This is a genomic window from Paracoccus yibinensis (assembly GCF_030846195.1).
Lineage (GTDB): Bacteria > Pseudomonadota > Alphaproteobacteria > Rhodobacterales > Rhodobacteraceae > Paracoccus > Paracoccus yibinensis.
Genome location: NZ_JAVCWH010000008.1, coordinates 26,846 through 39,312, shown reverse-complemented (window position 1 = coordinate 39,312; position 12,467 = coordinate 26,846). Strand labels below are relative to the sequence as shown.

The window sequence follows — 12,467 nt, the reverse complement described above, 5'->3', positions numbered from 1 at the left end:
CATGGCACAAGCACTCCGCGCCGATCCCCGATCCGAACTGGACGGCGTCTCCGTCTCGATCCGCGACCTCAGCCTGTCCTATGGCGCGGTCGAGGTGCTGGGCGATCTGAACCTGGACGTGAACGACGGCGAGTTCCTGGTGCTGCTGGGCGCCTCGGGCTGCGGCAAGTCCACGCTGCTGAACTGCATCGCCGGCCTGCAACCGGCGACCGAGGGGCAGATCTTCATCTCGGGGAAGAACGTCACCTGGGCCGAGCCGTCGGAACGCGGCATTGGGATGGTGTTCCAGTCCTATGCGCTCTACCCGCAGATGACGGTCGAGGGGAACCTGTCCTTCGGCCTGAAGAACGCCCGCGTGCCCAAGGGCGAGATCGCGCGCCGCATCGCCCGCGCCGCGTCCACGTTGCAGCTTGAACCGCTGCTGAAGCGCAAGCCCGCGGCCCTGTCGGGCGGTCAGCGCCAGCGGGTGGCCATCGGCCGCGCCCTGGTGCGCGACGTGGACGTGTTCCTGTTCGACGAACCCTTGTCGAACCTGGATGCCAAGCTGCGGGCGGAACTGCGGGTCGAACTGAAGCGTCTGCACCAGAGCCTGGGCAACACCATGATCTATGTCACCCATGACCAGATCGAGGCGATGACCCTGGCCGACCGCATCGCCATCATGCGCGGCGGCAAGATCCAGCAGCTTGCCACGCCCGACGACATCTATCGCCGCCCCGCGAATCTTTACGTGGCGGGCTTCATCGGATCGCCGCCCATGAACCTGCTGCCGGGCCGGCTGGAAGGCAACATCTTCCACGGCCCGCTGGTGGCCGATGTCACCGGCTATGACTTCACCACCCGCCCGCGCGGGGCCGAGGCCGTGCTGGGCATCCGCCCCGAACATGTCCGCACCGGCGAGGCGGCCGCCGCCCTGCCCATCCAGGCCCAGGCCCTTGTCGAGGTGGTCGAGCCGATGGGCGCCGACACCCTGGTCTGGACGCGGCTTGGCGACACCCCCTTCCGCGTCCGCCTGGACGGCGAGGACCGCGTGCGCGCGGGCCAGGTGCTGTCCATCGGCTTCGACCCCGCCAGCCTGTCGCTGTTCGACGCCGCAACCGAAACGCGGATCTGAGACTTTCCTACGGAGAAGATGATGAAACTGTCCTTGCAACTCTATTCGGCCCGCTTCGCCACGCCCTATGCCGACGTGATCCGCCGTCTCGGCGCGCTTGGCTATGACGCGGCCGAGGGCTATGGCGGCGTCTTCGACGACCTGCCCGCCATCGCCGAGGCCCTGTCCGCCGCAGGCATGACCATGCCGTCGCTGCACGTCTCGCTGGACCTGATCGAGGAAAACCCCGACCGCGTGGCCCAGATCGCGGGCCAGGTCGGCGCCACGATGATCTTCGCCCCCCACATTGGCCCCGACCAGCGTCCCGCGGATGCCGCGGGATGGCAGGCCTTCGCCGCCCGCCTTGCCGCCGCGCATGGGGAGATGGCCCAACGCGGCCTGACCTTCGGCTGGCACAACCACGACTTCGAGTTCCATGCCCTGCCCGACGGCCGGACGCCCATGAAGATCATCCTGGACGAGGCGCCGATGATCGACTGGGAAGCCGACATCGCCTGGATCGTGCGCGGCGCCGGCGACCCGCTGGACTGGATCGCCCAATACGGGCCGCGCATCACCGCCGCCCATTTCAAGGACATCGCGCCTGCGGGCGAGAAGACCGACGAGGACGGCTGGGCCGATCCCGGCACCGGCACGATGGACTGGCCCGCGATCCTGGATGCCCTGCGCGCCCAGGCCCGCGTCGAGGTTCTGGTGGCCGAACATGACAAGCCCTCGGACTTCGACCGTTTTGCGACCCAGGCCGCGAAGGCCTGGCAGACCCTGAAAGGCTGACACCATGAGCGATCTTAGACTGGGCCTGATCGGGGCCGGCAACATCTCGGCATCCTATCTGGGCCGGGCGCCGCATTTCGCGGGCATCCGCTTTGTCGCCGTGGCCGACATGAACCATGCTGCGGCCGAGGCGCGGGCCACCGAATACGGGATCGAGGCGCGCAGCGTGGACGCGCTGCTGGCAAGCCCCGACATCGACCTGATCGTGAACCTGACCATCCCGGCCGCGCATTTCGACATCTCGAAACGCGCGCTTGAGGCGGGCAAGCATGTCTATTCCGAAAAGCCCTATGTGCTAACGTTGGAGGAAGGGCGCGAACTGGCCCGGATCGCCGCCGAACGCGGGCTGCGGATCGGATCGGCCCCCGATACCTTCCTGGGCACCAGCCACCAGCTTGCCCGGCATATCGTCGACAGCGGCGCCATCGGCCGCGTCACCTCGGGCACCTGCGCGGTCATGTCCAGCGGCATGGAAGGCTGGCACCCGAACCCCGACTTCTTCTTCCTGAAGGGCGGCGGGCCGGTGCTGGATCTGGGGCCCTACTACATCTCGAACCTGGTGCAGCTTCTGGGGCCGGTGGCCCGCGTCGCGGCGCTTGCGTCCACCCCCAGCCCGACGCGGACCATCGGATCGGCCGCCCGCAAAGGCGAGCAGATCCCGGTCGAGACGCCGACCACGATCCATTCCCTGCTGGAGTTCAAATCCGGCGCGGTCATCAGCTTCCAGTCCAGCTGGGACGTCCACCAGCACGACCTGAAGCCGATGGCGCTTTACGGCACGGAAGGCACGCTGCACATCCCCGACCCGAACTTCTTTGACGGCGAGGTCCGCGTGACGCGCCGTGCCGAGGCGGCGGACCTGCCCGCATGGGACCACCCGCTGGGACCGCCGAACCGCGAGACGAACAACGGCAACAGCGTTGCCGACTATCGCGCGTCGGGCCTTGCGGACATGGCGCTTGCCATCGCCGAAGGCCGCCCGCACCGCTGCAACGACGAACTGGCGCTGCACGTGGTCGAGGTGATGACCGCGATCCTGCAATCGGGCGAGGAAGGTCGCTTCGTGCCCATGACCACCACCTGCGCCCGCCCCGAGGCCCTGGATCCCGCGGCCGCGGCGCAGCTTCTGGCAAGCCAGACCGTCCCGGCCTGAAACCCGGCCCGAGAAAAGGAGCCATCATGGCAAGTGACACGCAGCGGGGCATCAAGGGCCCCGCGATCTTCCTGGCGCAGTTCGCGGGCGACGCCGCGCCCTTCGACAGCCTGCCCAGCATCGCGAAATGGGCGGCGGACCTTGGCTATCGCGGCATCCAGGTGCCGGTCGATCCGCGCTTCATCGACCTGGACCGCGCGGCCGAATCCAAGGACTATTGCGACGAGATCGCGGGCACCTGCCGCGAGGCGGGGGTCGAGATCACCGAGCTTTCGACCCATATGCAGGGCCAGCTTGTCGCGGTCCATCCGGCCTATGCCGCGCAGTTCGACGGCTTCGCGCCAAAGGCGCTGCGCGGCAAGCCGCGCGAGCAGTCGGAATGGGCGGCGGGGCAGGTCATCAAGGCCGCCCGCGCGTCCCGCCACCTGGGTCTGGACGTGCAGGTGGGCTTTTCCGGCGCGCTTGCCTGGCCGTATCTCTATCCCTGGCCGCAGCGCCCGGCGGGCCTGGTCGAGGAAGCCTTTGCGGAACTCGCCCGCCGCTGGAAGCCGATCCTGGACGCGCACGAGGAGCAGGGCGTCGATTACGCCTATGAGCTGCACCCGGGCGAGGATCTGATGGACGGCACCAGCTTCGAGCGGTTCCTGGAGGCCAGCGGCAACCACCCCCGCGCGGCCATCAACTATGACCCGTCGCATTTCGTGCTGCAGCAGCTGGATTACCTGGGCTTCATCGACCACTACGCCAGCCGCATCCGCGCCTTCCACGTCAAGGATGCCGAGTTCCTGCCCTCGGCCCGGCAAGGGGTCTATTCCGGCTTTTCCGGCTGGACGGACCGGGCAGGCCGCTTCCGCAGCCTGGGCGACGGGCAGGTGGATTTCGCGGGCGTCTTCTCGCGGCTGACGCTGGCCGGTTATCGCGGTTGGGCGGTGCTGGAATGGGAATGCTGCGTCAAGTCGGCGGCCCAGGGCGCGGCCGAGGGCGCCCCTTTCATCGAGGCGCATCTGATCCAGCCGACCGAAACCGCCTTCGACGACTTTGCCGGCGGCCAGGCACCCGACCGGGCCGCGTTGCGGGCGATGCTGGGGCTGGGCTGACGTGCAGCGCATCCCCCTGGGCATGGTGGGCGGTGGGCAGGGCGCCTTTATCGGCGCCGTCCACCGCATCGCGGCGCGCATCGACGACCGCTTCACGCTGGTGGCCGGGGCGCTGTCCTCGGACGCCGGCCGCGCGGCGGCCTCGGCCGAGGCCATCGGGCTTCAGCGCAGCTATCACGACTGGCGCGAGATGGCACGGGCCGAGGCCGCGCGGCCCGACGGCATCCGCGCCGTGTCGGTCGTGACGCCCAACCACCTGCACCTGCCGGTCGCCCGCGCCTTTCTGGAAGCGGGCATCCACGTGATCCTGGACAAGCCCCTGACCGCGACCCTGCCCGAGGCCGAGGATCTGGCCCGCATATCCGTGGCCAGCAGGGCGCTGCTGATCCTGACCTACAGCTATTCCGGCTATCCGATGATCCGAGAGGCGCGGCGGCTTGTGGCCGAGGGGCAGTTGGGCCGCATCCGGCTGGTCCATGCCGAGTTCGTCTCGGACTGGCTGGCCCGGCCGGGCCGCGCCGAACAGCAGGGTTGGCGCGCCGATCCCGCCCTTGGCGGAGAAGGGGGCGCGATTGCCGACATCGGCACCCATGCGGCGCATCTGGCCACGTTCGTTTCGGGCCTGCCGATCAAGGCGGTCGCGGCCGAACTGACCGCCTTCCTTCCCGGCCGGCAGATCGACGACAACGGCCATGCGATGCTGCGCTTTTCGCAAGGCGCGCGGGGGATGCTGTGGACCAGCCAGGTCGCGGCGGGATCCGACAACGAGGTGAGGCTGCGCGTCATGGGCGACAAGGCGGGGCTGGACTGGACCCATGCCGATCCCAACCGCCTGCGCCTGACCCGTCTGGGCGAGCCGTCGCAGACTCTGACCCGCGGCGGCCCCGAATTCATGGGCAGCGCGCGCTTGCCTTCGGGCCATGCCGAAGGATACCTCGAAGCCTTCGCCTCGATCTACACCGATGCGGCCGACGCCATTCAAGCGGGGCAGGTGCCGCCGGGCCTGCCGGGAATCCAGGACGGCCTTGACGGAATGCGCTTCGTCTCGGCGTGCATCCGGTCCAGCCGGGCGAACGGAGCGTGGCATCCTCTCTAGGCGTGGGCTGTCGGGCAGATGCTGAACCTCTCGTATCAGCGTCCCGGAAGTGGGCGTTCTCACCCCGCCAGCCTTGCTTGCCCTTCCCCGATTCCCTGTGGTATTACTTCGGGTATTACCCTATATCGCAAAGGACGGGCCATGCGCATCACCACAAAAGGTCAGGTCACCATTCCTCAAAGCGTGCGTGACTTCGCCGGACTTCGTCCAGGGGACGAGGTCGATTTCGTCATTGGCGACGATGGCGTGGTCCGGGTTCTGCCGGCAGGGCAGGGGGTGCGTCACAAGGCAAGCCGCCTGCAATCGGTCATCGACCAACTGCGCGGCAGTGCGGATACCGGACTATCCACGGACGAGATCATGGCGCTGACCCGCGAATGACGCCGGTCCTGGTCGATGCCAATGTCCTGATCGATATCTCGACCGGCGACCCCGAATGGGCGGAATGGTCGGCGGATGCCCTGATGCAGGCGGGGCGCGATGCCCGTCTTGTCATCAACCCGCTGATCTATTCCGAACTTTCGGTCGCCCACAGCCGGATCGAGACGCTCGAGGCGCTGCTTCCCGAAGATGTCTTCCACCGCGAACCCCTGCCTTGGCCCGCAGCCTTCCTGGCGGGCAAGGCCTTTCTTGCCTATCGCCGCCGGGGCGGCGCGCGCCGCTCTCCGTTGCCGGATTTCTATATCGGCGCCCATGCCGCCATTCGGGGCTATCGGCTGCTGACCCGCGATCAGGGTCGCTACAGCACCTATTTCCCGTCGCTGGACGTGATCTCGCCTGAGTAAGGCGCCAAACCATTCCCCTTCGTCAGCTTCCACCGGCTCCGTCAGGAGGTGACCGGTCATCATGACGTTTTTCAGCGCAGACTTGACAGAAGTCACGAATCTGGTTTTACAAATGTCAGGTAGCGTCTGAATTTGGTCTTGGTGCTGTAGTGAGGCGGCAATGACATCACAAACTGACAGGCCACTGTTGCAAGCTTCGGGCTTCCGAAAGTCGTTCAGCGGCGTGCCCGCCCTGAGGGATGGGCAGTTCACGCTGATGCCCGGTTCGGTCCATGCGCTGTGCGGCGGGAACGGCGCGGGGAAATCGACCTTCCTGAAGATCCTGATGGGCATCCACCACCGCGACGCCGGGACGCTGCTGCGCAACGGTCGGGAGGTTTCGTTCGACAACCCCTCGCAGGCGCTTGCCAGCGGCATCTCGATCATCGAGCAGGAACTGAGCCCGGTTCCCGCCATGACCGTTGCCGAGAACATCTACCTGGGCCGTGAGCCCGTGGGCTTTCTGGGCCGCATCCGCTTCGCCGAAATGAACCGCAAGGCCCAGGCGCTGCTGGACAGCTTTCACTTCGGTATCCGCGCCGACAGCCTGATGATGGACCTGACCGTCGCCCAGACACAGCTTGTCGAGATCGCCAAGGCGCTCAGCTATGACGCCGAGGTTATCATCATGGACGAGCCGACCTCGGCCCTGGGCGAGGCCGAGGCGGACCAGCTGTTCGCCGCCGTGGCCACGCTGAAGGCGCGCGGCAAGGGCGTGATCTATGTCAGCCACCGCCTGTCCGAGATCTTCGCGATCTGCGACACCTATACGGTCTTTCGCGACGGCGCCTTTGTCGAGGCCGGGGCCTTGGCCGACATCACCAAGGACCATTTGATCCAGCTGGTCGTGGGCCGCCCCCTGACCGAGGAATTCATCAAGGAAAATACGCCCGCGCCGGTCCCCGTGCTGTCGGTCCGGGGCCTTGCTGCCGATCACGGCGTCCGCGATGTGACCTTCGACCTCAGGCGCGGAGAGATCCTGGCGCTTTACGGCCTGATGGGATCGGGGCGCAGCGAAATCTTCGACCGTCTGTTCGGTTTGTCAAAGCAGATAGATGGCCGGATCGAGATCGACGGCGCGCCTGTCGCCATCCGCTCGCCCCAGGATGCGATCCGGGCGGGGCTGGCCTATGTGACCGAGGATCGGAAGGGTTCGGGGCTGGTGCTGACCGGCGACGTGCGGTCGAACCTGTGCCTCGCCACCCTGGGGCGCCTTTCCGCAGGACCGGTGATGAACGGGCGGGCGGAACGCGGCGCGGCCCAGCGGATGATCGACGCGTTGAAGATCAAGACCGCCTCTGACCGGCTGAACGTGTCCAGTCTGTCGGGCGGCAACCAGCAGAAGGTGGTCTTGGGCAAATGGTTCCTGACGGAACCCCGGATCCTGCTGCTGGACGAACCGACGCGCGGTGTCGATGTGGGCGCCAAGCGCGAGATCTATCGCCTGATGTCGGATTTCGCGCAGGCAGGGGGTTCGGTGATCATGATCTCGTCCGAAACGGACGAGGTTCTGGGCATGGCCGACCGGGTGGTGGTCATGCGTGACGGCGGTGTTGCCGGACAACTGGATCGGGCCGAGCTGTCGGCCGAGGGATTGCTGCATCTGGCAGCCTGACCGGCCCGCCAGCGGGCATCGGGGAGGCGCGGGACGCGCAAGAGGGAGGATGGACGTGGAAAACCAGATCAAGGCGGCCGTGCCCGCCGGGGCCGGGACGGAACAGCCCCGCACCCTGTCGTCGCGGATCGGACCGATGGCGCAGCGTTACGGCATCCTGATCGCGCTTGCGGTGCTGTGCGTGGCGCTGTCGATCGTCAGCGACAACTTCCTGACCTCGCGCAACATCATCAACGTGCTGCGCCAGACCTCGATCAACGGCATCCTGGCCATCGGCATGACCTTTGTCATCCTGACGCGCGGGATCGACCTTTCGGTGGGATCCGTGGTCGCCATGGCGGGGGTGGTGTCAGCCAGCTTCGCGACCACTTCGGCTGCGGGCTTCATTCCCGGCGCACCCTATGTCGCAGCGGTGCCACTGGCCGTGGGGGTGCTGACCGGGATCGCCCTTGGCGCGCTGTCGGGCCTTGCCGTGGCGCGCTTTGCCGTGCCGGCCTTCGTCGCCACGCTGGGGATGCTGTCGGCGGCACGCGGCCTGACGCTGATCTATTCGGGGGGGCGTCCCATCCCGGCGCTGACGGACGGCTATCGCTGGATCGGCACGGGCGACATCGCGGGCATTCCCGTGCCGATCATCCTGTTCGGCCTGGTCTTTGCGCTGTCCCATTTCGTGCTGACCCGCACCCGCTTTGGCCGCCATGTCTATGCGGTGGGGGGCAACCCGCATGCGGCCAAGGTGTCCGGCCTGCCGGTTCGGCGCATCCGCTTCCTGGTCTATGTCATCTCGGGCGCGCTGGCGGCGATCGCGGGCATGATCCTGACGGCGCGGACCGGATCGGCGCTGCCGCAGGCGGGCGTGGCCTATGAGCTGGACGCGATCGCCGCCGTGGTGATCGGCGGCACCAGCCTGGCGGGCGGGATCGGCCGGGTCAGCGGCACCGTGATCGGCGCGCTGCTGATCGGGGTGATGAACAACGGCCTCGATCTGCTTGGGGTCGAATCCTACTACCAGCAGGTCATCAAGGGCGGGCTGATCGTGGCCGCCGTGATGCTGGACCGGTCCCGCAGGACCGAGGAGTAAATCCGGCCCGCAGGGGTCGCGATCCGAACCGTTTAGCTTGTCACTGAGGGAGGAAATCCAGATGAAAGCACGGACGACGATGATGACGGCAAGCGCCCTTGCGCTTGCACTTGGCACCGCTGCGGCCGCGCAGGACACGATCAAGATCGGTCTTGCCCCCTATGGCCTGAACGCCGAGTTCATGCAGCTGTGGACCAACGCCGCCGAACAGCACCCCGCCGTCACGTCGGGACTGGTGGAACTGACGGTGTTCGACGGCCGCTATGACGCCCTGGTCCAGCAGGACCAGTTCGAGACGATGATCACCCAGGGCTTCGATGCGATCGTCTTCGCGCCGATCGATGTCGAGGCCGGGGCGACCGCCGTCCAGCTGGCCCATGACGCGGGGATCCCCGTGGTCGGGTCGAACACGCGGGTGAACAGCGACCTTCTGACATCCTATGTGGGGTCCGACGACGTCCAGGCGGGCTATCTTGAGGCAAAGGCCGTGCTGGACAAGATGGGCTGCACCGGGGCGGTCGTCGTGATCGAAGGTCCGATCGGCCAATCCGCCCAGATTCAAAGGGGCGAGGGCAACGAGAAGGCCTTGGCCGAATGTCCCGAGGTGACGGTGCTGGAACAGCAGACCGCGAACTGGTCGCGCGCCGAGGCCCAGAGCCTGATGGAAAACTGGCTGACCTCGCATGGCGAGAACATCAAGGGCGTGATCGCGCAGAACGACGAAATGGCGCTTGGCGCGATCGAGGCGATCAAGGCCGCAGGCATGGACGTGTCCGACTTCGCGATCGCGGGTGTGGACGGCGTGACCGACGCGCTGAACGCGGTGAAGGCGGGGCAGATGGCGTCGATCCTGCAAGATGGCGCGGCCCAGGCCCAGGGGGCCATCGACGTGGCGATCAAGGCCGTCAAGCCCGACTATGAGCCGATGTCCGAGATCTGGACCCAGTATCCCGACATGCCGTGGAACGGCGGAACGGACGCGGAATACAACGTGCCCTGGACCCCCGTGACCGCCGAAAACGTGGACGACCTGCTGGCGGCACGCCAGTAAACGTCGCCCCCCGGCGGCCTCTGTGCCGCCGGGGTTGTCGCCGCGATCCCGCACGCCCTTTTGCAAGGAGCCTTTTCCATGCCAGCATCCCTTGATTTTTCCCTGGCGGGCAAGACCGCCGTCGTGACCGGCGCCGCGTCGGGTATCGGCCTGGCCATTGCGCAGGCCTTCGCCGCCAAGGGCGCGGCGGTCGCGCTGCTGGACATGAACGCCGACGCGGCGACCCGCCACGCTGAAACGCTGGGGAACAACGCCCGGGCCTTTGCTTGCGACGTTTCCGACAGCGGCAGCATCGCGGCGGCGGTCGATGGCGTCGTCGCGGCTTTCGGGAGCATCGACATCCTGGTGAACTCTGCCGGGATCGTTGACCTCGCCCCTGCCGAGGATCTGTCGGACACCGCCTGGCGGCGCACCATAGACATCAACCTGACCGGCAGCTTCGCCATGGCCCAGGCGGTGGGCCGCAGGATGATCCAGGCCGGGAAGGGCGGACGCATCATCAACCTGGCCAGCCAGGCGGGATCGGTCGCGATCGACGGCCATGTCGCTTATTGCGCGTCGAAGTTCGGCATCATCGGCGTGACCAAGACCCTGGCGCTTGAATGGGGTCGCCACGGCATCACGGTCAACTCGATCTCTCCCACGGTGGTGATGACCGACCTGGGCCGCAAGGCCTGGGAAGGCCCCAAGGGCGAGGCGATGAAGGCCCAGATCCCCACGGGCCGCTTTGCCGAACCCGAGGAGATCGCCGCGGCGGCAGTGTTCCTGGCTTCGGACGCAGCAGCGATGATCAACGGCGCCGACCTGCTGGTCGATGGCGGCTATACAGTGAAATGAGGGACGATCCGATGGACGTGATGTCAGGAAAACGGGCCATGCAGCGGTTTGTGAACGACCCGGACGATCTGGTCGATGAAACGGTTGCGGGCTTTATCAAGGCTCATGCGGATCTGGTCCGCCGGGACCCCATGAACCCGCGCGTGGTCGTCTCGCGCCAGGCCCCGCAAGAGGGGCGCGTGGGGATCGTCACGGGCGGCGGGTCTGGGCATGAGCCTGCCTTCATCGGCTATACCGGGCGCAACCTGGTCGATGCGGTGGCTATTGGCGAACTGTTCTCGTCGCCCACGGCGAAAAGCTTTGCCGATGCGATCCGGGCCGCCGATGGCGGGGCAGGGGTGGCGGTGCTTTACGGCAACTATGCCGGCGACAACATGAACGTCCGCATGGCCTCGGAAATGGTCGCGGCCGAGGGGATCGAGGTCGCGACCGTCGTTGCCAACGACGACGTCTGTTCCGCGCCCCTGTCCGAACGCGACCGGCGCCGCGGCGTAGCGGGCGAGATCTTCATGTGGAAGATCGGCGGGGCCAAGGCCGCGCAAGGCGGCACCTTGGCCGAGGTCCAGGCCGCGGCGCAGCGGGCGATCGATGCCTGCCGGTCTGTGGGCGTGGGTCTCGGACCCTGCACGCTGCCGGCCGTGGGCCATCCCAACTTCTTGATCGAACCCGGCACGATGGAGGTCGGCATCGGCCACCACGGCGAGCCGGGGGCCCGGGTCGAGCCCCTGAAAAGCGCGGATCAGGTGGCCGACGACATGCTGAACATCGTGCTGGAGGATCATGGCCTGGCGCCGGGGGCCGAGGTCGCGGTGCTTGTCTCGGGCCTGGGGGCGACCCCGGTGAACGAGCTTTACGTGCTTTACGACCGCATCGAGGTCGGGCTGGAAAAAGCGGGGCTGAAGGTCCACCGCGCCTTTGTCGGCAACTATTTCACCTCGCTCGAGATGGTGGGGGCGACGCTGACGGTGATGGTGCTTGATGACGAACTGAAGACGCTGCTGGATGTGGAATGCGCCTCGCCCGGCCTGACGGTGCTGGGAACGTCGGTCGCACCGATGGCGCAGGTCGCTGCTGCCGCGCGTCGTGCTGCGCGGGGCGCGAGTGCCGGCGACGACACCCCTCGCGCGCCCCAGGCCGTGGGTTCGCCGCAACTGCCGCTGTCGGACGGGTCGGGGATCGTGCGGGAACTGGCATCGGTCATCGTCGCGAACCGCGCCTATCTGTCCGAGATTGACGGGTTGATCGGCGACGGCGACCACGGCATCAACATGGCCAAGGGCTTTGGCCGCGCGGCCGAGCGTCTGGAGGGTCGGGATCAGCCGCTGGACCAGGCGCTGAGCGTGCTGTCGGACGTGCTGATGTCGGAAATCGGCGGGTCGATGGGGCCGCTCTATGGCTTCCTGTTCGGCAATATGGCCCAAGCGGTCGAGGGCCGCACGGCCATCGACGCCGAGGGCTTTTCGGTCATGCTGAACGCGGGACTGGCGGGCGTGCGCAAGACGGGATCGGCCCAGGTCGGCGACAAGACCCTGATGGACTGCCTCATCCCCGCTGTCGAGGCTTTTGACGCGAACCGCGCGCAGGGCTTTGCCCCGGCGTTGGCAGCCATGGCCGAGGCCGCCCGGCAGGGGCGCGACAGCACCGTGGACATGGTGGCCCGGCTGGGGCGTGCCAGCCGGCTGGGCGAACGGTCGCGCGGGGTCCTGGATGCGGGGGCCACCTCCTGCTGCCTGATCCTGACGACGCTTGGCGACAGCGTGGCGCGTCGGCTGCAAGACGGCTGAGCACGGTCCCGGCGTCGTCGCTTGCCACTGCGCCGGACAAC

Annotated in this window: 12 protein-coding genes; all 12 read left to right on the top strand. The window is 67.4% G+C overall.

What is annotated here, in order from left to right; translation table 11 throughout:
- Window position 1: 1 nt before the first annotated feature.
- The 12 genes from RAH32_RS15570 (at window position 2) to dhaL (ending at window position 12,426) form a co-directional block, all read left to right on the top strand.
- A complete protein-coding gene (locus RAH32_RS15570) occupies window positions 2-1,114 on the top strand; it encodes an ABC transporter ATP-binding protein (RefSeq protein ID WP_306609029.1) in 1,113 nt (370 codons plus the stop codon).
- Window positions 1,115-1,132: 18 nt separating this feature from the next.
- Window positions 1,133-1,888, top strand: a complete 756-nt coding sequence (locus RAH32_RS15565; protein WP_306609028.1) for a sugar phosphate isomerase/epimerase family protein — start codon at window positions 1,133-1,135, stop codon at window positions 1,886-1,888.
- A 4-nt stretch (window positions 1,889-1,892) separates the two neighbouring features.
- On the top strand, window positions 1,893-3,041 hold the full coding sequence (locus RAH32_RS15560; protein ID WP_306609026.1) for a Gfo/Idh/MocA family protein: 1,149 nt from the start codon (window positions 1,893-1,895) through the stop codon (window positions 3,039-3,041).
- A 26-nt stretch (window positions 3,042-3,067) separates the two neighbouring features.
- Window positions 3,068-4,138 (top strand): sugar phosphate isomerase/epimerase family protein, encoded by a 1,071-nt coding sequence (locus tag RAH32_RS15555; protein ID WP_306609024.1) that lies wholly within the window; start codon window positions 3,068-3,070, stop codon window positions 4,136-4,138.
- Window positions 4,139-4,160: 22 nt separating this feature from the next.
- Complete coding sequence (locus RAH32_RS15550; protein ID WP_306609125.1) at window positions 4,161-5,234, top strand: Gfo/Idh/MocA family protein; 1,074 nt, start codon at window positions 4,161-4,163, stop codon at window positions 5,232-5,234.
- Window positions 5,235-5,375: 141 nt separating this feature from the next.
- Window positions 5,376-5,615 (top strand): AbrB/MazE/SpoVT family DNA-binding domain-containing protein, encoded by a 240-nt coding sequence (locus RAH32_RS15545; RefSeq protein WP_306609022.1) that lies wholly within the window; start codon window positions 5,376-5,378, stop codon window positions 5,613-5,615.
- Window positions 5,612-6,019 carry a type II toxin-antitoxin system VapC family toxin gene (locus tag RAH32_RS15540; RefSeq protein WP_306609020.1) on the top strand — a complete coding sequence of 136 codons (408 nt, stop codon included), beginning with the start codon at window positions 5,612-5,614 and terminating at the stop codon, window positions 6,017-6,019. The genes RAH32_RS15545 and RAH32_RS15540 overlap by 4 nt, the downstream gene beginning before the upstream one ends.
- 160 nt (window positions 6,020-6,179) lie before the next feature.
- Complete coding sequence (locus RAH32_RS15535; protein ID WP_306609018.1) at window positions 6,180-7,673, top strand: sugar ABC transporter ATP-binding protein; 1,494 nt, start codon at window positions 6,180-6,182, stop codon at window positions 7,671-7,673.
- A gap of 55 nt (window positions 7,674-7,728) precedes the next feature.
- Window positions 7,729-8,754 (top strand): ABC transporter permease, encoded by a 1,026-nt coding sequence (locus RAH32_RS15530; RefSeq protein ID WP_306609016.1) that lies wholly within the window; start codon window positions 7,729-7,731, stop codon window positions 8,752-8,754.
- Between the two features lie 61 nt (window positions 8,755-8,815).
- Entirely contained in the window at window positions 8,816-9,805 is a 990-nt protein-coding gene (locus RAH32_RS15525) for a substrate-binding domain-containing protein (protein ID WP_306609014.1), read from the top strand.
- Window positions 9,806-9,883: 78 nt separating this feature from the next.
- A complete protein-coding gene (locus tag RAH32_RS15520; RefSeq protein WP_306609012.1) occupies window positions 9,884-10,642 on the top strand; it encodes a GolD/DthD family dehydrogenase in 759 nt (252 codons plus the stop codon).
- A gap of 20 nt (window positions 10,643-10,662) precedes the next feature.
- Window positions 10,663-12,426, top strand: coding sequence for a dihydroxyacetone kinase subunit DhaL (gene dhaL / locus RAH32_RS15515; protein ID WP_306609010.1), 1,764 nt, complete (start codon window positions 10,663-10,665; stop codon window positions 12,424-12,426).
- Window positions 12,427-12,467 lie beyond the last annotated feature (41 nt).